General features: G+C 59.2%; 25 protein-coding genes and 1 tRNA gene. 9 read left to right on the top strand and 17 right to left on the bottom strand.

Annotated elements, in window-relative coordinates; translation table 11 throughout:
* Positions 1–7: 7 nt before the first annotated feature.
* Positions 8–1,327, top strand: coding sequence for an ATP-binding protein (locus ACR3E7_RS05860; RefSeq protein WP_480502428.1), 1,320 nt, complete (start codon positions 8–10; stop codon positions 1,325–1,327).
* A gap of 454 nt (positions 1,328–1,781) precedes the next feature.
* On the opposite strand, the gene ACR3E7_RS05855 is transcribed toward ACR3E7_RS05860, so the two are convergent.
* Positions 1,782–1,858, bottom strand: a tRNA-Ile gene (locus ACR3E7_RS05855).
* A gap of 107 nt (positions 1,859–1,965) precedes the next feature.
* Here ACR3E7_RS05855 and purM point away from each other — a divergent pair.
* From purM to rnd, 3 genes are all read left to right on the top strand, one after another.
* Positions 1,966–3,012, top strand: a complete 1,047-nt coding sequence (gene purM / locus ACR3E7_RS05850) for a phosphoribosylformylglycinamidine cyclo-ligase (RefSeq protein ID WP_170788654.1) — start codon at positions 1,966–1,968, stop codon at positions 3,010–3,012.
* Positions 3,009–3,605 (top strand): phosphoribosylglycinamide formyltransferase, encoded by a 597-nt coding sequence (gene purN, locus ACR3E7_RS05845; protein WP_170788653.1) that lies wholly within the window; start codon positions 3,009–3,011, stop codon positions 3,603–3,605. Before purM ends, purN begins: the two co-directional genes overlap by 4 nt.
* A 119-nt stretch (positions 3,606–3,724) precedes the next feature.
* On the top strand, positions 3,725–4,882 hold the full coding sequence (gene rnd / locus ACR3E7_RS05840) for a ribonuclease D (RefSeq protein WP_170788652.1): 1,158 nt from the start codon (positions 3,725–3,727) through the stop codon (positions 4,880–4,882).
* Positions 4,883–4,887: 5 nt separating this feature from the next.
* Here the strand turns inward: rnd and ACR3E7_RS05835 are convergent, their stop codons facing one another.
* Positions 4,888–5,418: a hypothetical protein gene (locus ACR3E7_RS05835; RefSeq protein WP_170774245.1), complete on the bottom strand. Its 531-nt coding sequence runs from the start codon at positions 5,416–5,418 to the stop codon at positions 4,888–4,890.
* A gap of 138 nt (positions 5,419–5,556) precedes the next feature.
* On the opposite strand from ACR3E7_RS05835, the gene ACR3E7_RS05830 reads away from it, so the two are divergent.
* On the top strand, positions 5,557–5,967 hold the full coding sequence (locus ACR3E7_RS05830; RefSeq protein WP_170788651.1) for a SufE family protein: 411 nt from the start codon (positions 5,557–5,559) through the stop codon (positions 5,965–5,967).
* A 6-nt stretch (positions 5,968–5,973) separates the two neighbouring features.
* On the opposite strand, the gene ACR3E7_RS05825 is transcribed toward ACR3E7_RS05830, so the two are convergent.
* Entirely contained in the window at positions 5,974–6,633 is a 660-nt protein-coding gene (locus ACR3E7_RS05825; RefSeq protein WP_170788650.1) for a DUF1638 domain-containing protein, read from the bottom strand.
* Positions 6,634–6,714: 81 nt separating this feature from the next.
* Positions 6,715–7,413 (bottom strand): corrinoid protein, encoded by a 699-nt coding sequence (locus ACR3E7_RS05820; protein ID WP_170774239.1) that lies wholly within the window; start codon positions 7,411–7,413, stop codon positions 6,715–6,717.
* A 302-nt stretch (positions 7,414–7,715) separates the two neighbouring features.
* Here ACR3E7_RS05820 and ACR3E7_RS05815 point away from each other — a divergent pair, with 302 nt between their 5' ends.
* Together ACR3E7_RS05815 and ACR3E7_RS05810 are read left to right on the top strand one after the other, a co-directional pair.
* Positions 7,716–8,780 (top strand): PA0069 family radical SAM protein, encoded by a 1,065-nt coding sequence (locus tag ACR3E7_RS05815; RefSeq protein ID WP_480502427.1) that lies wholly within the window; start codon positions 7,716–7,718, stop codon positions 8,778–8,780.
* A 157-nt stretch (positions 8,781–8,937) separates the two neighbouring features.
* Positions 8,938–9,213: a hypothetical protein gene (locus tag ACR3E7_RS05810; protein WP_170782465.1), complete on the top strand. Its 276-nt coding sequence runs from the start codon at positions 8,938–8,940 to the stop codon at positions 9,211–9,213.
* Between the two features lie 92 nt (positions 9,214–9,305).
* Here the strand turns inward: ACR3E7_RS05810 and gltA are convergent, their stop codons facing one another.
* Together gltA and gltX are read right to left on the bottom strand one after the other, a co-directional pair.
* The gene (gene gltA / locus ACR3E7_RS05805; RefSeq protein WP_170774233.1) at positions 9,306–10,601 is read right to left on the bottom strand and encodes a citrate synthase; all 1,296 of its coding nucleotides are present in this window, start codon (positions 10,599–10,601) and stop codon (positions 9,306–9,308) included.
* A 121-nt stretch (positions 10,602–10,722) separates the two neighbouring features.
* Positions 10,723–12,123 (bottom strand): glutamate--tRNA ligase, encoded by a 1,401-nt coding sequence (gltX, locus tag ACR3E7_RS05800; protein WP_480502878.1) that lies wholly within the window; start codon positions 12,121–12,123, stop codon positions 10,723–10,725.
* A 78-nt stretch (positions 12,124–12,201) separates the two neighbouring features.
* On the opposite strand from gltX, the gene ACR3E7_RS05795 reads away from it, so the two are divergent.
* Complete coding sequence (locus ACR3E7_RS05795; protein ID WP_480502426.1) at positions 12,202–14,235, top strand: ComEC/Rec2 family competence protein; 2,034 nt, start codon at positions 12,202–12,204, stop codon at positions 14,233–14,235.
* Here the strand turns inward: ACR3E7_RS05795 and lexA are convergent.
* From lexA to ACR3E7_RS05765, 6 genes are all read right to left on the bottom strand, one after another.
* Positions 14,229–14,927: a transcriptional repressor LexA gene (gene lexA / locus ACR3E7_RS05790; protein ID WP_170782463.1), complete on the bottom strand. Its 699-nt coding sequence runs from the start codon at positions 14,925–14,927 to the stop codon at positions 14,229–14,231. The genes ACR3E7_RS05795 and lexA overlap by 7 nt on opposite strands.
* 75 nt (positions 14,928–15,002) lie before the next feature.
* On the bottom strand, positions 15,003–16,175 hold the full coding sequence (locus ACR3E7_RS05785; protein WP_480502425.1) for a molybdopterin molybdotransferase MoeA: 1,173 nt from the start codon (positions 16,173–16,175) through the stop codon (positions 15,003–15,005).
* Positions 16,172–16,645 carry a cyclic pyranopterin monophosphate synthase MoaC gene (gene moaC, locus ACR3E7_RS05780; RefSeq protein ID WP_480502424.1) on the bottom strand — a complete coding sequence of 158 codons (474 nt, stop codon included), beginning with the start codon at positions 16,643–16,645 and terminating at the stop codon, positions 16,172–16,174. The genes ACR3E7_RS05785 and moaC overlap by 4 nt, the downstream gene beginning before the upstream one ends.
* Positions 16,645–17,457, bottom strand: coding sequence for an indole-3-glycerol phosphate synthase TrpC (gene trpC, locus ACR3E7_RS05775; RefSeq protein WP_480502423.1), 813 nt, complete (start codon positions 17,455–17,457; stop codon positions 16,645–16,647). Before trpC ends, moaC begins: the two co-directional genes overlap by 1 nt.
* Positions 17,454–18,473 carry an anthranilate phosphoribosyltransferase gene (gene trpD / locus ACR3E7_RS05770; RefSeq protein WP_480502422.1) on the bottom strand — a complete coding sequence of 340 codons (1,020 nt, stop codon included), beginning with the start codon at positions 18,471–18,473 and terminating at the stop codon, positions 17,454–17,456. The genes trpC and trpD overlap by 4 nt, the downstream gene beginning before the upstream one ends.
* Complete coding sequence (locus ACR3E7_RS05765) at positions 18,470–19,051, bottom strand: anthranilate synthase component II (protein WP_480502421.1); 582 nt, start codon at positions 19,049–19,051, stop codon at positions 18,470–18,472. Before ACR3E7_RS05765 ends, trpD begins: the two co-directional genes overlap by 4 nt.
* Positions 19,052–19,245: 194 nt before the next feature.
* On the opposite strand from ACR3E7_RS05765, the gene ACR3E7_RS05760 reads away from it, so the two are divergent.
* A complete protein-coding gene (locus ACR3E7_RS05760; RefSeq protein WP_480502420.1) occupies positions 19,246–20,682 on the top strand; it encodes a divergent polysaccharide deacetylase family protein in 1,437 nt (478 codons plus the stop codon).
* A gap of 21 nt (positions 20,683–20,703) precedes the next feature.
* Here ACR3E7_RS05760 and trpE read toward each other — a convergent pair whose 3' ends face one another.
* The 5 genes from trpE to fabI form a co-directional block, all read right to left on the bottom strand.
* Positions 20,704–22,215 carry an anthranilate synthase component I gene (trpE, locus tag ACR3E7_RS05755; protein ID WP_480502419.1) on the bottom strand — a complete coding sequence of 504 codons (1,512 nt, stop codon included), beginning with the start codon at positions 22,213–22,215 and terminating at the stop codon, positions 20,704–20,706.
* A gap of 9 nt (positions 22,216–22,224) precedes the next feature.
* Complete coding sequence (locus ACR3E7_RS05750; protein WP_480502418.1) at positions 22,225–24,066, bottom strand: peptidyl-prolyl cis-trans isomerase; 1,842 nt, start codon at positions 24,064–24,066, stop codon at positions 22,225–22,227.
* 84 nt (positions 24,067–24,150) lie between these two features.
* Positions 24,151–25,326 (bottom strand): aminotransferase, encoded by a 1,176-nt coding sequence (locus ACR3E7_RS05745; protein WP_480502417.1) that lies wholly within the window; start codon positions 25,324–25,326, stop codon positions 24,151–24,153.
* A gap of 62 nt (positions 25,327–25,388) precedes the next feature.
* Positions 25,389–25,898, bottom strand: a complete 510-nt coding sequence (gpt, locus tag ACR3E7_RS05740) for a xanthine phosphoribosyltransferase (RefSeq protein WP_170774211.1) — start codon at positions 25,896–25,898, stop codon at positions 25,389–25,391.
* 5 nt (positions 25,899–25,903) lie between these two features.
* Positions 25,904–26,710 carry an enoyl-ACP reductase FabI gene (gene fabI, locus ACR3E7_RS05735; protein WP_170788638.1) on the bottom strand — a complete coding sequence of 269 codons (807 nt, stop codon included), beginning with the start codon at positions 26,708–26,710 and terminating at the stop codon, positions 25,904–25,906.
* Positions 26,711–26,807 lie beyond the last annotated feature (97 nt).

The following is a 26,807-nucleotide window of genomic DNA, read 5'->3' as shown; positions in this document are numbered from 1 at the left end:
TTAGCGCATGTCGAGTGTCTGGCTCAAATCCTATATGCCGCGCAGCCTGTACGCGCGGGCGGCCATCATCCTGGTGTTGCCGGTTGTAGTTTTGTTGCTGGTGGTCGGTATCGCCTTTCTGCAAAAACACCTTGAGGATGTGACGGCACAGATGACCACCTCCTCGGCGCGCGAAGTCACGCTGATTCTGGAAACGATGGAGGGGGCTGAGACGCAGTTGCAGGCGCTTGCCGCCATACGGCAGGACCTTGTTGCCCTGGATATGAAAGCGCGGTTTCTGGGTATTGATGAACGTCCTGCGGTCGGAATGCGGCGCTGGTATGATTTTATCGCGCCGCAAGTTGCAGCGGAATTACAGGCCAAGCTGCCACAACTGACGGCAGTGGCTTTGCCCAGCGGTGACGAGGCGCGCCTGTATCTTCAAACCGATCTGGGCCCGTTCGAACTGGTGCTAGATCGCCGCCGCCTGTCCCCGGCCGCACCACATCAGTTGATCGTGACGATGGTATTTTTCGCAGTCGTCATGACGACGATCTCGTTTCTATACATGCGCAACCAACTTCGGCCCATCACCCGCCTGGCGGATGCGGCCCAGGCATTTGGGCGCGGGCGGGTGGTACCGTATTCGCCAGGTGGCGCGATTGAGGTACGCGCCGCGGGGAGCGCGTTTTTGGACATGCGCGCCCGGATCGAGCGGCAAATCGAACAGCGCACCCTGATGTTGTCCGGTGTAAGCCACGATCTGCGTACACCTCTGACCCGGCTCAAGCTGGGATTGTCGATGCTGCCCGAAGATGAAGCCGCACCTCTGCAAAAGGATGTAGACGAGATGCAGTTGCTGCTGGATGCGTTCCTCGAATTCTCGCGCGGAGCAGCCGAGGGTGCTCCGGAACAGGTTGATCCGCGCCATTTGCTGCAAGTGATTGTTGATGACGCACAGCGCGCGGGTTACGACGCGCGTTTGGTTGCAACCGATGGGGAAGGGCAGGCCATGCTGCGTCCGACCGCTATCCGGCGGGCAGTCGAAAACCTGATTGGCAATGCTGTGCGCTATGGCAACAAGGCCGAATTGAGCCTCTCGTTGACCGCCAAAACTCTGCGAATCCGGGTCGAGGATGATGGCCCCGGCATTGCGCCTGAAGACCGGGCAGAGGCGGTCAAGCCATTCTCGCGCCTTGATCCGGCACGCAACCAGAACAAGGGCAGTGGTGTGGGTCTGGGGCTGGCGATCGTCGCTGATATCGCGCGCGCGCATGGCGGAGTTTTACGGTTGGGCAAAAGCGACAAGCTGGGCGGGCTGAGCGCCGATATCATCATCGCACGTTAGAGGTTTCAGCAGTATTTTAGGCAACGGATTCGGGGTGTGTGGTCTGGGTTTGTTGTTTCAACAATCAAGCCATTTTGTTTGCTTTCAACAACAAAGTAGCCAAAACCTATTGAATTGTGTATATATTAACTCAAAATGAATGTGCTGTAGTACATTCCGCTAGGGATGGTGAGTTTTTCAGCGTATTAAAGTTCAGTTAATATTCGAGGTTGTGGGTGTCGGGTATCGCTTTTCAAAGCGAGGTGGTTGCAGTGAACTGGATTATTGTTATCGGAATTGGTGCCGCGTTTGGCGCTGTTGCTATGGGGTGGTTTGAACCCTGCGACTCGTTTTACGAAGTCTGCCAATATGTCAACAATCGCGCACGGAACTGAATTTCCGGTTCCGGTAGGATCTAATAGTCAAAGCAAAGCACGAGGCGCCGCTCAGCTTCGTATCCAGTTATGGCAGATTTTGGTAGGCCCGGCAGGACTTGAACCCGCAACCAAAGCGTTATGAGCGCTCTGCTCTAACCAATTGAGCTACAGGCCCGCCTGAGCGCTTTGAGTATCACGGTGAACGCCCGCGTCAAGCCTGACCGTTGCAACATCTTCCACAATCGACTAACCCGCGCGGGAACCATTCATGAGGGGTTGGCCATGACAGCGGGCAAGAACGGAATCACCTATGCGGACGCGGGTGTTGATATTGATGCAGGCAACGCTCTGGTTGACCGGATCAAGCCTGCGGCCAAGCGGACCAACCGTTCCGGTGTGATGAGCGGGTTGGGCGGATTTGGTGCTCTGTTCGATCTCAAGGACGCAGGCTACACCGACCCGATTCTAGTCGGCGCGACCGATGGCGTGGGCACCAAGCTGCGCATCGCCATTGATACCGGCGTTGTTGACGGTGTGGGCATTGATCTGGTGGCCATGTGCGTCAACGACCTGATTTGTCAGGGCGCTGAACCGCTGTTTTTCCTCGACTATTTCGCCACTGGCAAGCTGGACACCGACACGGCCGCTCGGATCATTGAAGGCATTGCTGAAGGTTGCGTGCAGTCTGGCTGCGCCCTGATCGGTGGTGAGACGGCAGAAATGCCCGGCATGTACCCTGATGGCGATTTCGATCTGGCAGGGTTCTCGGTCGGCGCGATGGAGCGTGGCGCGCATCTGCCCGCAGGTGTGCAGCAGGGGGATGTGCTGCTGGGGCTGGCCTCGAACGGGGTGCATTCCAACGGCTACTCTCTGGTGCGCAAACTGGTCGAGATTTCTGGGCTGGGATGGGACGCCGAGTCGCCGTTTAGCGACGGTACGCTGGGCGAGGCACTGCTGACGCCCACGCGTCTTTATGTCAAACAGGCGCTGCAAGCGATCCGGGCAGGGGGCGTTCACGCGCTGGCCCATATTACCGGCGGAGGCCTGACCGAAAACCTGCCGCGTGTCCTGCCCGAGGGTTTGGGCGCTCAGATCGACTTGAACGCTTGGGATTTGCCGCCCGTCTTCCGTTGGATGGCCGAGACCGGCGGGATTGCCGAAGCCGAGATGCTCAAAACCTTCAACTGTGGCATTGGCATGATTGTCGTCTGCGACGAAGACCGTGCCGATGATCTTGCGACGCTGCTGGTCGAAGCTGGCGAAACCGTCTCGCGCATCGGCTCTGTCACTGACGCGCCCGGCGTGGCCTACACTGGCAAGCTGTTGTGAGCCATAAGCGCGTCGCCATCCTGATTTCGGGCGGGGGGTCCAACATGGTGTCGCTGGTTGATTCCATGGCCGGAGATCATCCCGCGCGACCCTGCCTGGTTCTGGCCAACGATCCGGAAGCGGGCGGTTTGAAAAAAGCTGCCGAACGGGGCATTCCCACTGCGGCGATAGATCACCGCCCGTTCAAAGGCGACCGCGCTGCGTTCGAGGCGGAGCTGCTGAAACCGCTCGAGGCCGCAGGGCCCGATATTGTCTGTTTGGCGGGATTCATGCGTGTTCTGACCGGTGAATTCGTATCGCGGTTTCAGGGCCGGATGCTGAACATCCACCCTTCACTGTTGCCGAAATACAAGGGTCTGAACACCCATGCCCGCGCGATCGAGGCAGGCGATGCCGAACACGGATGCTCAGTGCATGAGGTGACGGCGGCACTGGATGACGGCCCGATCCTGGGTCAGGCCCGTGTGCAGATTGACGCTAACGATACGCCCGAAGCTTTGGCCGCGCGTGTGCTGGTTTGCGAACACAAGCTCTATCCCGCTGTGCTTCGACGTTACGCTGGTGGTGATCGGACACCAGTGTTGCTGCCATGATCTGTGCAGGGTGATTTACACGCCCGTGTTATTCGGCCTATGGTCTGCACAAGCGCTCGGATCGGTATGAAAGCGACGGGCGGTCACCAAGAAGAACAAGAGCAAGAACACCACCGCGCATGAAGACCCTGACAACGACGCAAGAGCTGGCCGATTTCTGCGAGGCCGCCGCAAGCCATGACTATGTGACAATAGACACCGAATTCCTGCGCGAGCGCACGTATTATTCGAAACTCTGTCTGGTTCAACTTGCCGTCCCATCCTCGGGTGAAGACAGCGCGGTGCTGGTCGACCCTCTGGCCGATGGTCTGTCGTTGGAACCACTATATGACCTGTTCAGAAACGAGGATGTGGTCAAGGTCTTTCACGCCGCCCGTCAGGATCTTGAGATTTTCTGGGTCGAAGCAAGTGTCTTTCCGACGCCGTTGTTTGACACACAGGTTGCCGCGATGGTCTGCGGGTTCGGTGAGCAGGTCGGGTATGAAACCTTGGTGCGCAAGATCTGTAAGCAGGGGCTGGACAAAACCTCGCGCTTTACCGACTGGTCGCGCCGTCCGCTGTCTGATGCGCAAAAGACCTATGCTTTGGCTGATGTGACCCACCTGCGGCAAATCTACGAATATCTCGCTAAAGAGCTTAAAAAGACCCAGCGCAACCATTGGGTGGCCGAGGAACTGCGCACGCTAACCCATTCGGATACCTATGACATTCGACCGGAAGACGCGTGGAAGCGGGTCAAGACCCGCACGAACTCGGCCAAGTTTCTAGCAGTCGTCCGGGAACTGGCGCATTTCCGCGAGGCCTATGCGCAGCAAAACAATGTCCCGCGCAGCCGGGTGTTCAAGGATGACGCGCTGATCGAGCTGGCCTCGACCAAGCCCAAGTCGCCTTCTGATCTGGGCGGATCGCGCCTGCTGCTGCGCGAAGCGCGCAAGGGCGCGATTGCCGAAGGTATTCTGGCGGCTGTCAAAAAGGGTGTGAACTGCCCCCCCGAACAGATGCCGCGCGTGGATAACAGCCGCGACAAACTAAAGGTTAATCCAGCCCTCGCCGATCTGCTGCGCGTGTTGCTAAAATCCAAGACTGAAAGCTCGGGCGTGGCGGCCAAGCTGATCGCAACCAGCTCAGAACTGGATCAGATAGCCTCGGGCGAGCGGGATTTGCCAGCGATGTCGGGTTGGCGTTTCGAAGTGTTCGGTGAAGATGCCCTGAAGCTGTGCGAGGGTAAGATTGCCCTGGCTGCACAAGGCCAGACTGTCAAAGTCGTGGCTTTGTAAGAGGCTTATCGACGCCGCGATTCCAGCGCGTTTTGCTGACCTATGACCCGCACCAGCCGGATATTAGCCAGATCATCCTGTGTCACGTTGGTGGCGTCCGTCACTTTGCGCGAACGATCTGTCCCCTGATTGGTCGCATAGCTTGGGTAGCTGACGCGGAACGTGTACTCCAAAACGCCGTTCTTCGCGTTTTCTTCGCTCTCAACAGGGACAAGCTGGGCTCCAAACGCGCCTTGCCGCGCGGCCGTTCCGGATACGAAGATGATCGCGCCGCCGGGTGTGGGATCAATGCGCAACTGGTCAATGCGCGCGATGGGTACGCTGTTGTCCTCGGGTTCCGGGCGTCCAAACAGCCTTACGCGCTCGCGCTGTTGGGGCACCAGCGCATTTGGGTCGTAGGCCGCTGTTTCGGTCGGTGCAGGCGTCGATGTGCTGGACCCAAACCAGTTGCTTGGATTCGCGCGCGAGTCGCGCCACCCGCTGCAAGCCGACAAGGTAAGTGTAGCGACCAGAAGAACAGACAGTGTTTTTTGCATGGATCCAAAGCTCTGAGCGGTATTTCCCGCACTGGCCTAACGCAAATTCCTTGCTTTGAAAACCCAAACCGGGTCTGGACAGGCCGGGGTCGGCGGCATAGGTCACGAATGTGAATGCAATGAAAGGACCGTCGCACTATGGCAACGCCTGCCTTTGAAGAAATCGTCGAGGATTTCGAGTTTCTGGAGGACTGGGAAGACCGGTACCGCCATGTGATTGAGCAGGGCAAGGCAATGGAGCCGCTGGAAGATGCCCTTAAAGTGCCTGCCACAAAGGTGCACGGCTGCGCCAGCCAAGTCTGGCTGCACCCAGTGATCGAAGGTGGCGTTTTTCACTTCGATGGGGATAGCGATGCGCTGATCGTGCGGGGCCTGATTGCGGTGTTGCGGTCTTTGTACAACGGTCTGCCCGTCGCTGATGTGCCCAAAGTAGACGCAGGCGGAGAGCTGGCGCGACTGGGCTTGAACGATCACCTGTCAGCACAACGGTCCAACGGTTTGCGTGCTATGATCGAGCGCATCCGCGAGGTGGCACAGGAAAACGCCTGACGGGCCTCAGCCGCGCTTGGCCCAATCCGCCAGTGTCGTCTCCAGATCTCCATAGCCGGTAAAGCGCCGCTCGAACGTCAGCCCCATGCGGTCGGCGCAGTCCTTGGCGCGCGCGGTCAAGGCTGGGTCGTCGGTCTGGGCCTGATAGACCAGCTTGGTGTAATTGCCGAAATACATATCCCGCAGCTCGGGGTGGCGATCCAGACCCAGCGGTTTCCAGACAAAGGCATCGAATTGCCGGGCCAGGAAATCGGTCAGGTAAAAGGCGGTCGTTTCATCCTCGCCCCGTGCATCAAAGATATCATTGCCTTCGAAAAAAGAATAGCAATGCGGGCCTTTGATCATTTCGACGCCTAACTCGGCGCAGGCTTTCTGCAGCAGACCACCGGTGCCGCAATCGGCATAGACCACATAGACCGCGTCATATTGATCGCGGTGCTTGGCCACCGCTTCTTGCACGGCCTGTGTGATCCGTTCGGGGTGGACGTGCAGGATGGCGGGCAGGCAGGTCAGGGCCATGTGATCCCAGCCGTTGCGCTTCTTGAGGTCCAGAATCTCGCGGGCCAGTGCGCCGCAAGCCAGCAACAGGATACGCCCTTGTTCCGAGTGGCTTTGATAGCCATCCGTGGTCAGGCTGCTGTCATCGGGAACCCGTTCCTGTGTCATGTCACCCCCATGGGCCTTGGGTGTTGAACAAAAAAAGCCGCCCGGTTGCCGGACGGCCTTGAATTCGGAGTGTAGGTCCGATCAACCCGCCAGCTGGTTATGCTTGCGCGAGACGAAGTCCTTTGCCATTTCCACGGCGACGGCTGCGTCACGGCAATAGCCGTCGGCGCCGATCGCTTTGCCGAACTCTTCGTTGAGGGGCGCGCCGCCGACCAGAACGATGTATTCTTCGCGCAGGCCTTGCTCGACCATCGTGTCGATCACAACCTTCATGTAGGGCATGGTCGTGGTCAGCAGGGCCGACATGCCCAGAATATCGGGCTTTTCGGTTTCCAGCGCTTCCAGATAGTTCTCGACCGGGTTGTTGATGCCGATATCGACCACCTCGAAGCCGGCGCCTTCCATCATCATCGACACCAGGTTCTTGCCGATGTCGTGGATGTCGCCCTTCACGGTTCCGATCACCATTTTGCCGACGCGGGGTGCGCCGGTTTCGGCCAGTAGCGGCTTAAGGATGGCCATGCCGCCCTTCATCGCGTTTGCGGCCAGCAGAACTTCGGGAACAAACAGGATGCCGTCGCGGAAGTCGTGGCCCACGATGGTCATACCGCCAACCAGTGCCTTGGTCAGGATGTCGTAAGGGGTCCATCCGCGTTCCAGCAGGATGTTCACACCTTCTTCAATCTCTTCTTTCAGACCGTCGTACAGGTCGTCGAACATCTGTTCGACAAGTTCGTCGTCGTTCAGTTCGGACAGGACGATGTCTTCTTCATCGGACATGGGGCGTTTCCCTAGGGCTGTGCGGGCATAGCGCCCGTTGGTGGCATTTTTTCCGTTTTGGCCAAAACGTCGCATCCAGACTGTTACGATTGCGACCTTGGCGGTTCCGAGACCGACCTATACGGCAAAATCTCAATCAACTCGACGTCATTTCCCGCAAGATCATCCTGAATTGGTTTCAGGTTTCAGTCAAATCGAGGGGCGGTGCAAAGGTTTGAAAACTCTTGCGGGATGGTAACCAGGCCTTGCGATTTCGGCGGTTCGAGCCTAATTTGAGAGTGAGAACAAAAGGGAAACAAAATATGTCGCGACCGCATGTCCGAGCCCGCGGTGTCGCAACCAACGCAGCAGGCCGGTTCGAACAATTCGAGACCGTGACCTGCACGGATGGGTGGGAGCTTGAGGAAGATCTGCTGCCCCTGCGCACCGAAGTGCGAACAGAAGTCGCGCGCAGTCTGATCACCTATAACCGGTCGCCCGATCTGCCGTTTGACCGCTCGATCAACCCGTATCGGGGGTGTGAGCATGGCTGCGTCTACTGCTTTGCCCGCCCGTCTCATGCCTATCTCGGGCTGTCTCCGGGGTTGGATTTTGAAACCCGCCTGATCGCGCGGCCTAATGCGGCTGCTGTCTTGCGTAAAGAGCTTTCATCGCCGCGTTACAAGGTGGCAACCATTGCGCTGGGGACAAATACGGACCCGTATCAACCGATTGAGCGGGATTTGAGGATCACGCGGGAATGTCTGTCCGTATTGCGGGACTTCCGGCATCCTATTGGGATCGTTACCAAAGGGGCCCTGATCGAACGCGATCTGGATATCCTGGCAGAGATGGCGCAGGACGGATTGGTGCGGGTCGGAATTTCGCTGACCACTCTGGACGCCGATCTGTCCCGCCGGATGGAGCCACGCGCGCCGTCACCGAACCGCCGTCTGGCGGCCATTCGCCGGTTGACCGGGGCAGGGGTGCCAGTGCGGGTCATGACCTCACCCCTGGTTCCGGGCCTGACCGACCATGAATTGGAGGCGCTACTGGAGGCTGGCCGGGACGCAGGTGCGGATGCGGCAAGCTGGATCATGCTGCGTCTTCCGCGGGAGGTGTCCACCTTGTGGCAAGAGTGGTTGCACGACCACGAACCCGCACGCGCGGAAAAGGTCATGTCCAAACTGCGTGAAATGCATGGCGGTCGAGACTACGACCCGCGCTGGGGCCATCGGATGCGCGGTGAGGGCGAGTATGCCGCGCTGATAGCAAAGCGGTTTGCTTTGGCTGTCAAACGGCTTGGGCTTGCGACGCGCATGCCGCCTCTGCGAAGCGATCTGTTTGCCAGACCAGCGCAACCGGGGGATCAGCTCGCTCTGTTTTGAACCCAAAAGGTCGTGGTTTTTCTACGGCTAAACATTGGCTTTTAGGCGTCTGTTTTTAGGGGAATATTAAGTTTTGGCCATGCGATGAAACACATCTGGATATCTCGTGACTGCCCCTATATCTCCCGAAGCTGAGGTTACTATTGAGGAGGAAAAGATGGGTACCCCCAAGGAAATCGAAGCAGCCGCGAAGAAGATGCAGGCCGCAACGGCGGTCTATCATAAATCACAACAAGAATTGGATAAGGCCAACAAGGACCTGTCGAAATACAATGACATCATCAAGGGCGGCAATGTCTCGGCGATGGGCCCGGCGACGATAGAGCTGTCCAAAGTTGCGGCCAAAATCGGCACGCTACACAAAAAGGTCGGTGATGCGAAAAAGAAAATGGACGACGCGATCAAAGCGCTGAGAAAGGTCATGCCGAAATAGGCGGAAACGTCCCGATTTCGCCCACTGAGCGGGTGCTGTCAAAATGAAAAACCCCGCCAGGTAGCGGGGTTTTACTTTGTCGATAGGGTATATCAGCGGTTTTCGATATCGACGTAGTCGCGGGTCGTCTCGCCCAGATACAGTTGACGCGGACGACCGATCTTGTTCTGCGGATCGGCGATCATCTCTTTCCACTGGCTGACCCAGCCCACGGTGCGCGACAGGGCAAAGATCGGCGTGAACATCGAGGTCGGGAAGCCCATCGCCTCGAGGATGATGCCCGAATAGAAGTCCACGTTCGGGAACAGCTTTTTCTCGGCAAAATACGGATCTTCCAGAGCCTGCTTTTCCAACGCCTTGGCAACCTGCAGCTTCGGGTTGTCTTCGATACCCAGCAGATCCAGCACTTCGTCGGCGGACTGTTTCATCACCTTGGCGCGCGGGTCAAAATTCTTGTAGACGCGGTGGCCAAAGCCCATCAGACGGAACGGATCGTTTTTGTCCTTGGCGCGGGCGATGTATTCGGGGATGTTTTCGACCGAGCCAATTTCTTCCAGCATCTCCAGACATGCCTGGTTCGCACCACCATGGGCAGGGCCCCACAGGCAGGCGATGCCAGCCGCAATACAGGCAAACGGGTTGGCACCCGAGCTTGAGGCCAGACGCACGGTCGAGGTCGAGGCGTTCTGCTCGTGATCGGCGTGGAGAGTAAAGATGCGGTCCATCGCGCGGCTGAGGATCGGGTTCACCTCATATTCCTCGGCCGGGACGCTAAAGCACATGCGCAGAAAGTTCGACGCATAGTCCAGATCGTTTCGCGGATATACGAAAGGCTGACCGGTGTGATATTTGTATGCCCAGGCCGCGATGGTCGGCATCTTGGCGATCAGGCGATGCGAGGCAACCTCGCGCTGATGAGGGTCCGAGATATCGGTTGAATCGTGATAGAAGGCCGACATTGCGCCGACGACACCAACCATGATCGCCATCGGGTGCGCATCGCGACGGAATCCACGGTAGAAATACTGCATCTGCTCGTGCAGCATGGTGTGACGTGTGATGGTGGATTCGAATTTTTCCAGAACGGGCGCGGTCGGCAGCTCTCCGTACAGCAGCAGGTAGCAAACCTCGAGGAAGTGGGATTTGCCTGCCAGCTGGTCAATCGGATAGCCACGGTGCAGCAGTTCACCTTTTTCGCCATCAATATAAGTGATTGTGCTGTCACAGCTGGCGGTCGAGGTGAAGCCGGGGTCATAGGTGAACACACCCGCAGTGCCGTACAGCTTGCGGATATCGATCACATCAGGCCCGGCAGTCGGCGAATGAATCGGCAGCTCATATGTTTCGCCATGCACGGTAAGAGTGGCTGATTTGTTGCTGTCGGTCATATTTTCCCTTCCTCAATCTTGCGCAAAACGGAACGCTGTCCGATCCTGCGGGCAACGGATGCGCGCACGCGCGCAGTCCGGGTGTTAGCGGAGCAGCGTTACCCAAATGTGAAGATCGGGTTTAGTTCGCTGCATCAGATAGCCGCGCCAGAGTTTCCTCCTGGCCCAGCACAAGCATCATGTCAAAAACCGAAGGAGTTACGGCCCGACCCGCCAGGACGGCGCGCAACGGCCCCGCCAGCTTGCCGAACTTGACGCCCTTGGCTTCCGCAAAGGAATTCAAGGCTTCCTCCAGTTCGCTCCGCGACCAGCTAACATTTTGCAACTGCGGCGTCAATTCATTCAGTATACCATCGGATACTGATGCCAGCGCCTTGGCCGCTTTCTCATCTGGTTTGATGGGGCGGGAAGTCAGGGCAAAATGGGCCTTTTCAAGTAGTTCCGGGAAGGTGCGGGCCCGATCCTTGAGGCAATACATCGCACGTTCCAGTTCACTCGATTGTGTATCGGTTAGCGCTGGCAATTGGGCCGCATCAAGGTAAGCTTCGATTTCCTGCCGCAGTGCAGCATCGTCCGAGATAGCGATATGTTGCCCGCACAGATTTTCTAGCTTTTTCAGATCGAACCGGGCCGGGCTTTTGCCGATCCCGTCCAGATCGAACCATTCCTTCGCCTGTGCGTCGGTGAAAAACTCGTCATCGCCGTGACTCCAGCCCAGACGCGCCAGATAGTTGCGCATGCCGGCGGCAGGATAGCCCATGGCCTGATACTCCTGAGCGCCCAACGCGCCGTGGCGTTTCGACAGTTTCTTGCCGTCGGGCCCATGGATAAGCGGGATATGGGCCCAGACTGGAACGTCCCAGCCCATGGCCTGATAGATCATCATCTGACGCGCTGCGTTGTTCAGGTGGTCGTCGCCCCGGATCACGTGGGTCACCCCCATATCGTGATCGTCCACCACCACGGCCAGCATATAAACCGGTGTCCCGTCCGAACGCAGCAGGATCATGTCGTCCAACTGATCGTTGCGGATGGTCACGTCCCCCTGAACCTGATCGCGGATCACGGTCGCGCCGTCCTGCGGGGCCTTGATGCGGACCACAAAAGGTGCGTCTGGATGGGTCGCGGCGTCGGCGTCGCGCCAGGGGCTGCGGTACAGGGTCGATTTGCCCTCGGCCTTCGCTTGTTCGCGGAAGGCGGCGATTTCATCTTGGGTGGCAAAGCATTTATACGCCTTGCCCTCGGCCAGCAGCTGGTTGGCCACTTCGGCATGACGCGCCGCGCCCTCGAACTGGCTGATTACATCGCCATCATGGTCCAGACCCAGCCACGCCATACCTTGCAGGATGGCTGCCGTCGCCTCGGGGGTCGAGCGCTCGCGGTCGGTGTCCTCGATCCGCAGCAGGAACTTGCCACCGCGGCCACGGGCATAAAGCCAATTAAACAGCGCGGTGCGCGCGCCGCCGATATGTAGAAAACCGGTGGGCGAGGGGGCGAAACGGGTGACGACCTGATCGGACATTGTGTGGATTAACCTTTTGGTAACCGTGTCGGGCATAGTTTGGCGCCTGTCTAACGAGGCTGAGGGACGGGGGCAACCATGCGTGTTCTGGCCCGGGTCGAAGCCGCATTGCTGAACCAGACCGGGTACCTGTTTCCATGGTCTCCTGTGTGTCTGGCGATGGGGATCGGTCTGTATTTCTCGCTCCGGTTCGAACCGGCTTGGCAAGTCTACGTCTGTCTCGGCGCGGTCGTTCTTGCGGCTTGGGGGTTAGCCCGCAAGGTACGGTCCGGCTGGGCCTCGTTGGCAATCGGGGGGGCGCTGATCGCGGTCGGGTTCATACTGGCCGGTATCCGCGCCCATACGGTAGCAGAGCCGGTTTTGTCGTGGCGATACTATGGCCCGGTCGAGGGGCGGGTCGTCGCCATTGACCGCTCTGCGTCGGATGCGCTGCGGGTGACATTGGATCGGGTGCGGATAGGGGATGTGCCCAAGGATCGTCGGCCGCAGCGCGTCCGGCTCTCGCTACATGGCCCAGTGGCGCAGATCGAACCGGGGCAGCGCATCATGACCACAGGGCATCTGTCGCCACCGCAAGGTCCGGTGGAGCCCGGTGGTTTCGACTTTCGCCGCCATGCATGGTTTCAAAGCCTCGGCGCGGTGGGATATACACGCGTACCGGTCCTGACGATTGCCGCAGCAAATCCCGAAGGGGTGCAGATCACAGCGTGGCGTATGGCGATATCCGGGCATGTCCGATCCATCCTGCCTGGTGAGGTCGGAGGTTTCGCCGCAGCCGTCACCACCGGAGATCGCAGCGGTATGGGTCAGAACACGCTGGAATCCCTGCGCGCGTCTAATCTGGCGCATCTTCTGGCCATCTCGGGCCTACATATGGGGCTGTTGACGGGCTTTGTGTATCTTGCGCTCCGTATCGGCCTGTCAGCAGTGCCCGTCTTGGCGCTCAGATGGCCTGTGCGCAAACTGGCCGCGATCGGGGCGCTGATCGCGGCGACGGTCTATCTGATGCTGTCAGGCGGTAGCGTTGCGACCGAGCGTGCCTTTGTCATGGTCAGCGTCATGCTAGGGGCGGTACTCATCGACCGCCGGGCCATTTCGTTGCGCGCGGTGGCCGTTGCCGCGCTGATCGTATTGATTCTGCGGCCGGAGCCGCTGTTGAGCCCCGGTTTTCAGATGTCCTTTGCTGCCACCACCGCTTTGGTGGCTGTCTTCGGCCAATTGCGCGATGTCGGGCCGTTGCCTGGACCCAAATGGCTGAAACCAGTAGCCGGGTTGTTTATGTCCTCTGCAATTGCAGGGCTGGCGACGGCGCCGATCGGAGCGGCGCATTTTAACACGATGTCGCACTATGGCCTGGTGGCAAACATGCTGTCCGTGCCGGTCATGGGCATGGTCGTGGTGCCTGCCGCGGTGGTTGCTGCCTTGCTGGCCCCCTTCGGGCTGGAATCACTGGCGCTGGGAGTAATGGGGCTTGGGCTGGAGTGGATATTGCTGGTGTCCGAACGGGTCTCGGGGTTGGAGGGCGCCGTTGGACATGTCGCAAGCCCGCCCGGTTACGTACTGCCTCTCTGTGCATGTGGAGCGTTGTGGATCGCCCTTTGGCAAGGGCGTTCAAGATGGCTGGGGGTCAGCGCCGTGGCGGCTGCATTTTTGCTGTGGGGGCAAGGCCAACGCCCCGAGGTTCTGATTGCTGATTCAGGCGGGCTGGTGGGCGTCATGACCGATCAAGGCCGCGCGCCGAGCAAGGAAAAAGGCAGCGGATTTATTGCGACGGTCTGGCTGGAAAACGATGGGGACGGGGTGGGGCAGCCCAATGCCGCGGCGCGTTGGCCTGAGCCGAGTGCTATCCAGCGGTATTTATGGCGCGGGAAAGAGCTGATTCACCTGACGGGAAAACGAGCAGCCTCGGGATTTGGGGACTGCACGTCGAACCAGATCGTGATTGCTGCCGTAGAGGTTGATCTGAAGGGGGACTGTGATCTCTATGATCCTGCGCGGCTGTTACAAACCGGCAGTCTTGCCCTGTCTGGAAGTAAGGTCATGACCAGCCGAAAGATTGTCGGAGACCGGCTGTGGTCTCCGAAAACACGCGGCGACAAACGGGCTCAGTAGCTTCGGATCAGGCCGACCAACCGGCCTTGTACCTTGACCTTGTCCTCGGGCAGCACTCGGGTTTCGTAGGCGGGGTTCGCGGCCTCAAGCGCAATCGCATGCCCACGCCGGAAAAACCGCTTTAGCGTGGCTTCCTGATCTTCGACCAGCGCCACGACGATATCGCCATTATCCGCGACCGAGGTTTCTCGGATCACCACGACGTCCCCGTCATTGATTCCGGCGTCGATCATGGAATCACCCCGCACCTCAAGCGCGTAATGCTCACCCTTGCCAGAGACCATTGTGCCCGGCACTGCAACACGGTGCGAGACATGGCTGATCGCCTCAATCGGGACACCGGCGGCGATGCGACCCATGACGGGCAATTCCATTGCGTCAACGGTCACAGGGTCAAAATTGGCTGGGCGCGGGCCATCGGGCCTGTCGCCTTCGATCACACGCGGCTTGAATGCGGCCGTAGGCTCACCCCCAAGGCTTTCGGGCAGTTTCACAATCTCAATCGCACGGGCGCGGTGGGCGAGGCGACGAATAAAGCCGCGTTCCTCGAGCGCGGTGATCAATCTGTGGATGCCGGACTTGGACCGCAGGTCCAGCGCCGCCTTCATCTCGTCAAAACTGGGGGGAACACCATCCGCTTGAACGCGTTTGTGGATGAATTCCAACAAATCCAACTGCTTCTTGGTCAGCATTGCTCACACCTCGTCGGTCATGCGTTTTCTTTTGTTCTACGCATGTTCACGTTTTGTGTCAATGGTTTTGGCGTATCAGATCGGCAGGTACTGAACCTCGTCCCCAGCCGAGCGCGCAGGGTCATGGGGCTGGCGCACTAACAGGGCGTTGGCTTGTGCTAGAACGCTTAGCAGCGAACTGTCCTGATCATCGCAGGCGCGGATGCCTTCATAATCCAAAACGGCGCGCATGTAGTGTTCACGTGGCCCGTTCTGGCTGATATCGGCCGCCAGTTTTGCAGTGCGGAAGGGTTGAAGAACCTCTTCAATTCCCAACATCCGGCGGATCATCGGAACAAGGAAGAGATAGCCGCAAACCATTGCACTCACGGGATTTCCCGGCAGGCCAATCATCGCGCTTTGCCCTAATCGTCCGGCCATCAGAGGCTTCCCGGGACGCATCCGGATTTTGTAGAAGGCGCGCTCCATCCCCAAATTGCTTGAGACATCAGAGACCAAGTCGTAATCACCGACCGATGCGCCACCGATCGTCACGACCAGATCGGCCCCTTCAGCCAAACCAAACGCGGTTTCCAGAGACGATTGCGTGTCACGCGCAATCGGCAGGACGCGCACATGTGCTCCGGTCTTCTCCAGCAGCGCCTTCAGGCCGAATGTATTGGACGCGATGATTTGATCTGGTCCGGGGATCTCGCCCGGCATGACCAATTCGTCTCCGGTGGAAATCAGCGCGACGACCGGCTTTCGCGCAACGGGTACTTCCGCGATGTTCATTGCGGCCATCAGCGCAACATCTTCGGGTCGTAACAGTCTGGGTGCGCTTATTTTTGTGCCGCTTTTGAAGTCGACCCCGGCGGGGCGGATGTTGGTCTTTTCCCCCGGCTCGTCGGTGATGGTTAACAGATCGTCGCGTCGGTCTGTGTCCTCTTGGATCACGACGAAATCGGCTCCGTCAGGAACGGGTGCGCCAGTAAAGATGCGCACGGCTTGTCCCGGTCCCACTGTGCCTGGAAACCGCCGCCCAGCTGCGGCTTCGCCGACGACTTTGAACATGGCGTGCAGTTCGACCTCTGCGCCTTTGACTGCGTAGCCGTCCATCGACGAAGCCGCAAAGGGTGGTTGATCCCGTGTGGCAACGACGTCAGCGGCCAAACATCGACCCGCAGAGTCGGCCAGCGAGACGGTTTCGGACGGCAGGGGTGAAACCAGCTTGAATAGCAGCGCGCGGGCGTCTTCGACCGAGATCATGACGCCTCGTATCGCCCTGATTTACCGCCATCTTTCAGCAATACGCGAATGCCGCCGATCTCCATCGCCTTGTCCACGGCCTTGGTCATGTCATAGACGGTCAAGGCGGCGGTCGAGGCGGCAGTCAATGCCTCCATCTCGACGCCCGTCTGGCCCGAGGTCTTGACGGTCGCCTCAATCTGCACACCGGGCAAGTCCGGGTCCAACGTCAGTTCAACCGCGACCTTGGTGACAGGCAGCGGGTGACATAGTGGGATAAGGTCCGGCGTTTTCTTGGCGCCCATGATTCCGGCCAGTCGGGCCACGCCCAGAACATCGCCCTTCTTTGCCCGGCCTTCTGATATCAAATCAAAGGTTTCCTGCGCCATTTTAATGTGTCCGGCAGCAACGGCGACCCGGTCTGTAGCCGCCTTTTCGGACACGTCGACCATATGCGCCTGACCCTGTGCATCGAAATGAGTTAGGGGCATCACATCACTCCGGGGATGAGAGGATTGGCCAGCAGGTGGCGCGTAGCCGAGGCGACGTCGTCTTGACGCATCAGGCTTTCGCCGATCAGGAAACTGCGCGCTCCATAGCGGGCCATATCTGAAAGGTCGTCGGGGGTGCTTAGACCGCTTTCGCAGACAATAGTGCGATCGCCGGGCACCAGTTTTGACAAGCGACGGGTGGTATCAAGAGTTGTCTCGAACGTCTTGAGATTGCGGTTGTTTATCCCGATCAGAGGGCTTTTGAGGCCTGTCGCACGCTCAAGCTCTTCCTCGTCATGCACCTCGATCAGAACGTCCATGCCCCAGTCGAAAGCGGTCTGTTCCAACTCTGCGGCCTGAGCGTCCTCGACCGAGGCCATGATGATAAGGATACAATCTGCCCCCAGCGCACGCGCTTCGACTACCTGATAGGGGTCATACATGAAATCCTTGCGCAGTGCAGGCAGCGAACAGGCGGCACGCGCAGCGGTTAGGAACGGTTTGTCGCCCTGAAAGCTGGGTGTGTCGGTCAATACGGACAAACAAGTGGCCCCACCCTCCGCATAGGCTGTGGCCAGGGCGGGTGGGTCAAAATCGGGACGGATCAAGCCCTTGGATGGACTGGCTTTCTTGATCTCTGCAATCAGGCCATACCCTGTGCGGGCGGCGGTCTGAATGGCTGCTGCAAACCCGCGTGTTTCACCGGCTTCTCGCGCTTCTTCTTCCAGCGTTTCCAGTGATTTATGCGTCTTATCTGATGCAACTTCCTCAAGCTTATAGGCTTTGATTTTATCCAGTGCCGTCCCGGTCATGCGGCCTCCTGAGTAATACGGGCCACCATGGCAATTTTGTCTTTCGCGTTTCCGCTGTCGATGCTCTCGGCTGCCTTGGCAACCCCGTCCTTGAGGTCCGAGGCTGCATCCGCAACCACCAGCGCGGCTGCGGCATTCAGCAAAACCGCATCCCGATAGGCCGATGGTTGGCCTTCCAGCAATGCTCGGAACGCAACCGCATTTTCTTCGGGCGTGCCACCTAAGATGTCCTCGAAAGGGTGAACCGGCAGGCCAGCGTCCTCGGGGTGCAATTCGACCTCTTTGACGCGTCCATCCTCTAGCGCGGCAACCCAGCTTACACCGGTGATGGTCAACTCATCCGTTCCGTCGGATCCATGCACCAACCACGCGCGGTCGGCGCCCAGTAGACCCAAAGTCTCAGCCATCGGGCGGATCAGATCGCGGCTAAACGCGCCGGTCAGTTGCCGTTTGACGCCTGCAGGGTTGGTCAGCGGGCCAAGAATATTGAAGATCGTGCGAGTCCCAAGCTCTTGCCGTGTGGGCATGACATGGGCGATCGCCGGGTGGTGCATCGGGGCCATCATGAACCCGATCCCGGCCTCTTGCAGCGCCTTTTCAACTGTTTCCGGGCCGACCATAACGTTGATCCCCAACTGTCCCAGCGCATCAGCGGCCCCGGATTTCGAGCTGAGGTTGCGGTTTCCGTGCTTAGCTACTGTCACCCCGGCGCCGGCAACCACAAAAGCGGTTGCGGTCGAGATGTTCAGAGTGCCTTTGCCGTCTCCGCCAGTGCCGACGATGTCCATCGCGCCCTCGGGCGCTTGGACTGCGTTGCATTTGGCGCGCATGACAGCGGCGGCGGCGGCGTATTCCTCGACTGTTTCGCCCCGGGTGCGCATGGCCATCAGCAGCCCGCCGATCTGGCTGGGCGTGGCAGCACCGTCAAACAGAATGCCAAAGGCCTGTTCAGCCTCGGCGCGGGTCAGGGGCCGGTCGGCGGCGGCCCCGATCAGCGGTTTCAGAGCGTCGCTCATGCGGGAACTTTCATCTCGGACAGGAAATTCTTGAGCAGGGCGTGGCCGTGCTCGGATGCGATGGATTCTGGGTGGAACTGAACGCCATGAATGGGCAATTCTCTATGTTGCAGACCCATGATGGTGCCGTCCTCCAATTCTGCCGTGATTTCAAGGCAGTCGGGCAGGGTGTTACGGTCCACAACCAGCGAGTGATAGCGCGTCGCCTCAAACGGCGATGGCAGGCCTGCGAACAGACCTTTGCTTGTATGGTGCATGGTGCCCATCTTGCCGTGGACGATCTCGTGACAGCGGATGACGTCGCCACCAAAAGCCTGACCGATGGTCTGATGTCCAAGGCACACACCCATCAGCGGTGTCTGCGTTTCTGCCGCGGCCTTGGTCAGAGCCAGGCAGATGCCGGCCTGATCAGGATCACAGGGGCCAGGGCTGAGCAAGATGCCTGTCGGGTTCATGGCCATCGCTTCTTGCACATCCAATGCGTCGTTGCGCCGGATCACCATTTCGGCCCCAAGTTCGCCTAAATAGTGGACGAGGTTGTAGGTAAACGAGTCGTAGTTGTCGATCAGCAGCAGCATGTGAGCACTTGTCTTAGATTGGGCATTTCGGACTGGCGATGCAGCCCCGAGCCGCGATATAATGTCGGGACATACATGCTCAGGCTTGCGGGGCAGCGTCAAGAGGACATCCGACCTGACGCGCCTGCAAGGTGAGTGTCGCAGAAGACGGCACATTGACAGTCGACGCAGGAATTGGACGAGAGGCAATTATTATGGGCGGATTTGTGGGTGGAATGATCGCAGGTGCGGTCGTTGTATTGCTGCTGGGCGCGGCGTTGTCGCTGAATACCCCCCTGACGCGAAAACCGGAGGTGGTTGAAAAAGCCCCTGAACCGGCCGAGATCGAAGCCCCGCAAGTGACCGAGGCCGAGGTTGGTACGATCGCCGATGCCGATGTTTTAACGCTGCCTGCCCCTGATCCGGCCCCGGCGGATGCGCCCGACACTGTGGCGGGGCTGTCCGAAGTTGAAAACGCGCCGAACACTGTCCCCGAAGTGAATGAGACCGCCGTTCAGGTCGATCGCGCCGAGCAGGTTGAAACCACCGACGTGGCCATTGCAACTGAAGCTCCTGTTGCCCCACAGGCTCCGACCTCTCCTCAAGTTTCTGAAGCACTGGCCGAGGCTCCGCTTGCCGAAGACGTGCCTGCCGTGATTGAGGAGGCTCCGACACCTCCGGCCCCTGTCGAAGAGGTGGTGGTAGAAGAGGTTGCGCCAGCGGAAGACACTCCGGTTTCCGAACCGCTGCCCGAGGTGGCCGCCGTTGAGCCGGAACCGGAAACGCAAGACCCCGTTGCGGTTGAGCCGAAGGATGAAGAACCGCCCCGTACCCTGCCGCGTATTGCCGCTGTGCCACAGATCGGGGCCGATCAGGCCACCGAGGGGACGCAGGGCGTCGGCCGGCGCGTTGTTCCCCTGACCGAGCGAGACGGCGGTGAACCCGTTGATGAAACTGCCGACGCGGCCCCAGTTTCTAACAAGCCGATCGAGGCTTATGCCGCCGAATTCGACCAACCCGGCTCGGTGCCACTGATGTCGATCATTCTGATCGATGACGAAGGCGCGTATGGGGCCGAAGCGTTGCAGGACTTCCCTTATCCGATCAGCTTTGCCATCAGCCCGTCCGACCCCGAAGCTGCGGAAAAGATGGCCCGTTACCGCGCGGCAGGATTTGAGGTTCTGGCGATGGCGGACCTGCCCAAAGAAGCCAGCGCGCAGGATGCCGAGGTCTCGCTGTCTGTATGGCTAGATATGCTACCTGAAACGGTTGGCATCCTTGAAGGGGTCGATACGGGGATTCAGGGCAACCGCAAGCTGGCTGATCAAGTTGCGGCTATCGCAGGCGGCACTGGTCGCGGGTTGATCACTCAAGACAATGGGTTGAACACGGTGCAGAAACTGGCAGCGCGGAATGGCATTCCGTCCAGCGTAATCTTCCGTGATATCGACGGTGCGCGTCAGGAGCCGAAAGTGATGCGTCGCTTTCTGGATCAAGCGGCCTTTCGGGCCGGGCAAGAAGGTTCGGTTGTGATGTTGGGTCGTTTGCGCCCCGACACGATCTCGGCATTGTTGGTTTGGGGATTGGAGGATCGTGGCGGTCGCGTGACAATGGCACCGATCTCGGCCGTGATGAAGCGACAGGTTCAATAGGCGCGTTAACTGCGCCTATTTTCAGCTATTGCCCGAACCGGTGAAGCGCGCCGCATCCTCAGCAGCGCGGCGGATGGCGTTGGATTTATGGACTGTTTCCATGAACTCGGCCTCAGGGTCGCTGTCATAGACCACACCGCCCCCGGCTTGGATGTAAAGCTTTTGATCCTTCACGATGGCTGTGCGCAGGGCGATACACATATCCATGTCGCCCCCCGCGCTGAAATAGCCGACACCGCCGCCATAGATACCGCGCTTTTCGGGTTCCAGCTCATCAATGATCTCCATCGCCCGCACTTTCGGTGCGCCTGAGACGGTCCCGGCGGGCATACCGGCAAAGAAGGCGTCCAGCGCGTCTTTGTCGTCGGCCAGCTCTCCGACCACGTTCGAGACGATGTGCATCACGTGGCTGTAGCGTTCGATGATGAACTCTTCAGTCGGGCGGACAGTGCCAATCTTGGACACGCGCCCCGTATCGTTGCGGCCCAGATCCAGCAGCATCAGATGCTCGGCCAGTTCTTTCTTGTCGGCCAGCAAGTCGACCTCATTTGCCTTGTCCTCTTCGGGCGTCGCACCCCGCGGGCGGGTGCCAGCGATGGGACGGATCGTGACCTCATTGCCGAAGACGCGCACCAGAATTTCTGGGCTGGCGCCAACGACCTGAAATCCGCCGAAGTTGAAATAGAACATGAAGGGCGAAGGGTTGGTCCGACGCAACGAACGATAGAGCGCAAAGGGCGGCTGAGGGAAATCTTGCGTCCAGCGCTGCGCCGGGACGACCTGAAAGATATCGCCCGCACGGATGTATTCCTTGGCTTTTTCAACCGCTTCCATGTAGCCGGACTTGGTGAAGTTCGACTGCGGAGTCGCGACTTCCGATGCATCGCCAAGATCGCGCGATTCAGCAGGCATGGCGCGTTCCAGATCCCGCACGGCGTCCATGACACGCTCGGCGGCCTGCGCATAGGCCGCTTTGGCCGATTGCCCTTCGCTGACCCAGGCGGGCGAAACAACCGTAACCTCGCCCTTGACGCCGTCCAGCACAGCTACGACTGACGGGCGCAGCATCACCGCATCAGGCAGCCCAAGCGGATCAGGGTTCACATTGGGCAGGTATTCCACCAGCCGCACCATGTCATAGCCCAGATATCCAAACAGCCCGGCAGCGGCCTGCGGCAGATCATCGGGCAGGTCGATCCGGCTTTCGGCCAGCAATGCCCGCAGGTTGTCCATGGGATTGCCGGTTTGCGGATCGAAAGCTTCGTGGTCGAAGCGGGCGGAACGGTTCAGTTCGGACGCTTCCCCCCGGCAACGCCAGATCAGATCGGGCTTCATTCCGATGATCGAGTACCGGCCGCGCACCTCGCCGCCTGTCACTGATTCCAGCATGAACGCGTCTTTCTGCGCGCCCGTCAGCTTGAGCATCAGCGACACCGGCGTATCCAGATCAGCGGCCAATCGGGTGTAAACGACCTGGTTCTCGCCTGCCTCATAGGCGCGGGCGAAGTTGTCGTATTCAGGAGTCAGGGCCATTGGGGTCTCTTAGTAGCTCGCTTGGACAGCGTTCAGGGCCTGTTGATCCACGACGGGACGGGCGCGAACCTGCGCGTCACGGACATAGGCGTCGAAAATATTCTGAGCCAGAGCTTGGTTCAACTGCGCCGCAAGGGCTTCGCGTGCCTGACGCAATTCGTCTGTCTCATCAGGCGGCAAAAGCTCTTCGAGCCGCACAACAAAGGCAGTACCAGTGCCAGGGATCACGCGCAGCTCTTCCAGTTCCATGTCAAACACGTCCGACATGAAAGTTGCGGGAACGTCATCCAGAAAAGCGGTCCGGGTCAGGGCGTTTTCCACGCGGAAGGGCAGGCCAGTTTCAGTGAAATCGCCATTGCTCTCAAGCTGTGCAAGAACGGTTTTGGCCTGCTCTTCCAGCGCCTTGTCCGTCTCGGCCTGCACCCATGCGGCAATCACGCGCTCCCGGGCGCTGTCCAGGGGTTCCGGGCGGCGGGGCAGAACTTCGTCCAGTCGCAGGGCAAAGATTGAGCCGTCCTCAAGGAACGCAACTTCGGGGAAATCGCCTTCGTTCACGTCCTGTGCGGCAACGCGGAACCCGTCATAAGCGGCCACGCCATCTTCGCTTTGGCGAGTCCAGTCGATCTGGCCCAGTTCCATCTCAGTCTCGCCCACCAGCTCTTCCAAGGTGGCACCACCCGCCAGCAGGTCGTTGATGTCTTCGGCTTGCGCCTCGATCTGGCGGCGGGCACGGTCAGCGGCCAGTTCTTCACGCAAAATTGGAGCGGCGTCTTCGAACGCAATGATGTTTTCCGCTAGCGTGCCGTTGATGCGGAACAGTGCCGGGCCCAGAGGCGACGGAAGGGGGCCAACAACATCGTCCAGTTCGGCGGCAAATACGCCGTCGGCCGCGTCGCCAAGATCGTCCCGGGTCACGTCACCCAGATCGACATCGCTGAGTTCAAGATCGCGGTCGCGCACCAGAGTTTCGAACGTTGTGCCGCCGACAGCGATTTGCGCCATGGCAGTCTCGGCAGCAGCCTCGTCCGAAAATGGCAGACGCTCGACTAAGCGGCGCGCGGGCTGTTGGAATTCCTCCGAGCGCTGATCATAGAGGCGGCGCACCGCGTCCTCATCCACCTCAACGCTGTCCAGCAGCATGTCGGGCGACAGTATTGCATAGGTCAGCCGCTTGGTGCGGGGCAGAGTGAAAAGGTCGGCATTGCCGTCGTAAAAAGTTTGAACCTGCGCATCGGTGGGCTGCCCGATTGGCTCAGACAGGGCGTCCGCGCTGACGGTCGCAACAGTAAAGCTGCGTCGCGCGCCGACGAAATTGGTCATGACATCTGTCAGGGTTTGGGGCATCTCGACGCCGCCCATGATCGCGCCCTGCACGATGGTGCGTGCAGATTCCTTGCGCAGATCGGATTCGAATTCGCTGTCGGTCAGGCCAACCTGATCAAGCTGAAACTCATACGAGTCGCGGTCGAAACTTCCATCCACCCCCTGAAAGGCCGGGATGGCCAGAATTTCCTTCTGCAGGTTCTCATCCCCGATCGAAAGGCCCAGCAGACCGACCTCATTATCCAGCGCGGCAAGCGCGGTCAGGCGCGAGAGGGCAAGCTGGTCCAGCCCGAACTCATGCGCCTGCGAGATTTGCATCGGTTGCCCGGTCTGACTTTCGACGGCGCGGATTTCGCGTTGAAGCTCACGCACATAATCGTTGATCGAGATATCTTCGTTGCCTACCTGCGCGACACTGCGCGCGGTTCCGGTCAGGCTTGTGGCCCCGAACCCGGCAAGGCCCAGCATCAAAAGACCCATCAGGATCCAGACAAAGGTCTTTGAAAGGTTTTTCATGCCTGCGGCCATGGTGCCCTCATTTGTGGTTTTGTGGCAGATTGCTGCCCTGTCGGTTGCGGCCTTGAATACGACGCGGACCGGCGGGGGGCAAGCTTAGAAGGTGGCGTCGGTCAGCCGATCGAACAATTGGCGCAAGCCTTTGCGGTCTAGATTGGCAAAGGCGATGCGGACCTGCCGCTTGCCGGCTGGATCGTCCTGCGGCATGAACATGGTGCCGGGCAAAAGCAGGATGCCGGTTTCGGCCACCATGCGTTTGGCCAACTCGTCTGAGGGCAAGTCGAAAGGGTGTTCGAAATAGGCGAAATAAGCGCCTAGCCCCAGAAGTTTCCACCCCTTTTCGGCAAGATCGGGCAACATGTCCTGAATGGCGGCGCGTCTGTCGAGAATCTCATCCCGTTCTCCGGCGACCCATTGCGACAGGTTCTGCATTCCCCAAAGGGCGGCGAATTGACCCATCTGACCGGGGCAGATGGCGACGGTGTCGAGGAATTTTTCGATCTCGGCCAGAAGGTTTGGGCTGGTCGCGATTGCGCCGACCCTATGGCCTGTCAGGCGGTAGGCTTTCGAAAAGGAATAGAGATGCACCAGCGTCTCGTCCCAACCGGGTTGTTGGAACAAATCGTGAGGCGGGCCACTGCGGCTGTCGAAATCACGGTAGGTTTCATCGACCAGCAAGCGAATTCCGGCCTCTTGCGCCAGATCATAAAAGGCGCGGACCAGTTCCGCCGGGTATTCGACGCCACCCGGATTGTTCGGTGTTACCAGAGCAATCGCACGTGTTTTATCAGTGATCAGCGCGCGCGCAGCCTCGGGGTCGGGGAGCAAATCGTCCCCGGTATGCAACGCGATGCTGCGTACCCCTGCCATATCCAGCCACATTTTATGGTTGAAGTACCATGGGGTTGGCAGAATGACCTCATCCCCCTCATCGGTGATGGCTGAAAGGGTGGCGGCGAAAGCCTGATTGCAACCCGAAGTGATGGCGACCTGATCTGACGAAAGGTCCGCGCCGTAATGGGTGCCGATTTGTTGGGCGAGTTCGGCCCGGAGTTCGGGGTTTCCCAGCACGGGGCCGTAGAGATGCGCGCTGTCTTCACTGATGGCAAACTCGGCCATGGCCTGACGCAAGGCAAGCGGCGGTGGATCGACCGGGGCAGCCTGGCTGACGTTGATCAAAGGACGGTCTTGAGTGAAGTCCACGCCCTCAAGCCAGCGGCGCGCCTCCATCACCGGAGGGGGGAAGGTGGCGCGGGTACGGGTTTGGGGCATGGCGGATCATTTTTTGCGAGGCTCTGCCTCGCGCTCCGAGGTATTTTTGAACAGAAGAAGGATCAGTCGGTGCCCCGGTAGGGTTCGACATATTGCAGGGCCATATCCCATGGGAAGAATATCCATGTGTCCTGGCTGACTTCGGTGATGAAAGTATCAACCATCGGGCGGCCTTTGGGTTTGGCATAGACAGTGGCAAAATGCGCCTTGGGGTACATGTCCCGGACCAGTTCCAGGGTTTTGCCGCTGTCGACTAGGTCATCGATGATCAGTACGCCGGTGCCGTCGCCCATCAGGCCGGCGTCCGGGGCCTTCAGAACTTCGGCTTCGCCTTGTTCCTGATGGTGGTAAGAGCGGACGCTGATCGTGTCGACGGTGCGGATGTCCAACTCACGGCTGACAATCATCGCCGGGGCCATGCCGCCGCGCGTGATGGCGACAACGGCGCGCCAGGCACCATCTTCGGGGCCTTGCCCGTCCAGACGCCAGGCCAGAGCGCGCGAGTCGCGGTGAATCTGATCCCAACTGATGTGAAAGCCTTTTTCGTGGGGCAGGCGGTCTTTGGCGCTCATGGATATTAACCTTTTTCAACGTCTGGTGCGTCAACGGCCTTCATGCCGACGATGTGATAACCTGAATCCACGTGCAGATTCTCACCGGTTACGCCTCCGCTGAGGTCAGACAGCAGATAGAGCGCTGAGTTGCCGACGTCATCAATGGTCACGTTGCGGCGCAGGGGCGAGTTATATTCATTCCATTTCATGATATAGCGGAAATCACCGATCCCGCTGGCTGCCAGCGTCTTGATCGGGCCAGCCGAGATCGCGTTCACACGGATGCCGTCTTTGCCCAGATCCTCGGCCAGATATTTAACCGAGGCCTCAAGCGCCGCCTTGGCCACACCCATGACGTTGTAGTGGGGCATGACTTGTTCTGCGCCGTAGTAGGTCAGCGTGACCGCGCTGCCGCCATTGGTCATCATCTTCTCGGCCCGCTGCATTACGGCGGTGAAGGAATAGACCGAGACATCCATGGTCAGTTTGAAATTGGCGCGCGAAGTATCAACATAGCGGCCGCGCAACTCGTTTTTGTCGGAAAAGCCGATGGCGTGGACGACAAAATCCAAATGTCCCCATTTCTTCGAAAGCGAGTTGAATAGTTCGTCAATCGACTCTTCGTCGCTGACGTCGCAGGGCAAGACGATTTCACTGCCCAATTGAGCGGCCAGCGGGTCAACCCGCTTTTTCAGCGCATCGCCTTGATAAGAGAATGCAAGTTCGGCCCCTGCGTCAGACAATGCGCGGGCAATCCCCCATGCGATTGATTTGTCATTCGCCAGTCCCATGATGAGGCCGCGCTTGCCGGCCATCAACTGATTTGACATGTTCGGTTCTCCGCCTGTCCTTCGCATTATGTTGGGATGGTTTATGCCATTGGATGGCTTGCATCAAGGCCGTGTGCTCTTGCCCGTGGCGGGTTCT

Source organism: Ruegeria sp. BK1, assembly GCF_056535645.1.
The sequence above is the reverse complement of the archived record's forward strand: the minus strand, read 5'-3'. Positions and strand labels throughout refer to the sequence as shown.

Coding starts and splice junctions, on each gene's coding strand:
- ACR3E7_RS05745 (WP_480502417.1), bottom strand. CDS start 25,326: ATGCCCCAAACCCGTACCCGCGCCACCTTCCCCCCTCCGGTGATGGAG.
- ACR3E7_RS05810 (WP_170782465.1), top strand. CDS start 8,938: ATGGGTACCCCCAAGGAAATCGAAGCAGCCGCGAAGAAGATGCAGGCC.
- ACR3E7_RS05760 (WP_480502420.1), top strand. CDS start 19,246: ATGGGCGGATTTGTGGGTGGAATGATCGCAGGTGCGGTCGTTGTATTG.
- ACR3E7_RS05765 (WP_480502421.1), bottom strand. CDS start 19,051: ATGCTGCTGCTGATCGACAACTACGACTCGTTTACCTACAACCTCGTC.
- lexA (WP_170782463.1), bottom strand. CDS start 14,927: ATGCTGACCAAGAAGCAGTTGGATTTGTTGGAATTCATCCACAAACGC.
- ACR3E7_RS05830 (WP_170788651.1), top strand. CDS start 5,557: ATGGCAACGCCTGCCTTTGAAGAAATCGTCGAGGATTTCGAGTTTCTG.
- gpt (WP_170774211.1), bottom strand. CDS start 25,898: ATGAGCGCCAAAGACCGCCTGCCCCACGAAAAAGGCTTTCACATCAGT.
- ACR3E7_RS05785 (WP_480502425.1), bottom strand. CDS start 16,175: ATGATCTCGGTCGAAGACGCCCGCGCGCTGCTATTCAAGCTGGTTTCA.
- ACR3E7_RS05795 (WP_480502426.1), top strand. CDS start 12,202: ATGCGTGTTCTGGCCCGGGTCGAAGCCGCATTGCTGAACCAGACCGGG.
- ACR3E7_RS05860 (WP_480502428.1), top strand. CDS start 8: ATGTCGAGTGTCTGGCTCAAATCCTATATGCCGCGCAGCCTGTACGCG.
- trpC (WP_480502423.1), bottom strand. CDS start 17,457: ATGACCGGGACGGCACTGGATAAAATCAAAGCCTATAAGCTTGAGGAA.
- trpD (WP_480502422.1), bottom strand. CDS start 18,473: ATGAGCGACGCTCTGAAACCGCTGATCGGGGCCGCCGCCGACCGGCCC.
- ACR3E7_RS05825 (WP_170788650.1), bottom strand. CDS start 6,633: ATGACACAGGAACGGGTTCCCGATGACAGCAGCCTGACCACGGATGGC.
- ACR3E7_RS05820 (WP_170774239.1), bottom strand. CDS start 7,413: ATGTCCGATGAAGAAGACATCGTCCTGTCCGAACTGAACGACGACGAA.
- fabI (WP_170788638.1), bottom strand. CDS start 26,710: ATGTCAAATCAGTTGATGGCCGGCAAGCGCGGCCTCATCATGGGACTG.
- purM (WP_170788654.1), top strand. CDS start 1,966: ATGACAGCGGGCAAGAACGGAATCACCTATGCGGACGCGGGTGTTGAT.
- trpE (WP_480502419.1), bottom strand. CDS start 22,215: ATGGCCCTGACTCCTGAATACGACAACTTCGCCCGCGCCTATGAGGCA.
- rnd (WP_170788652.1), top strand. CDS start 3,725: ATGAAGACCCTGACAACGACGCAAGAGCTGGCCGATTTCTGCGAGGCC.
- moaC (WP_480502424.1), bottom strand. CDS start 16,645: ATGCCCCTAACTCATTTCGATGCACAGGGTCAGGCGCATATGGTCGAC.
- gltX (WP_480502878.1), bottom strand. CDS start 12,123: ATGTCCGATCAGGTCGTCACCCGTTTCGCCCCCTCGCCCACCGGTTTT.
- ACR3E7_RS05750 (WP_480502418.1), bottom strand. CDS start 24,066: ATGGCCGCAGGCATGAAAAACCTTTCAAAGACCTTTGTCTGGATCCTG.
- ACR3E7_RS05835 (WP_170774245.1), bottom strand. CDS start 5,418: ATGCAAAAAACACTGTCTGTTCTTCTGGTCGCTACACTTACCTTGTCG.
- ACR3E7_RS05815 (WP_480502427.1), top strand. CDS start 7,716: ATGTCGCGACCGCATGTCCGAGCCCGCGGTGTCGCAACCAACGCAGCA.
- gltA (WP_170774233.1), bottom strand. CDS start 10,601: ATGACCGACAGCAACAAATCAGCCACTCTTACCGTGCATGGCGAAACA.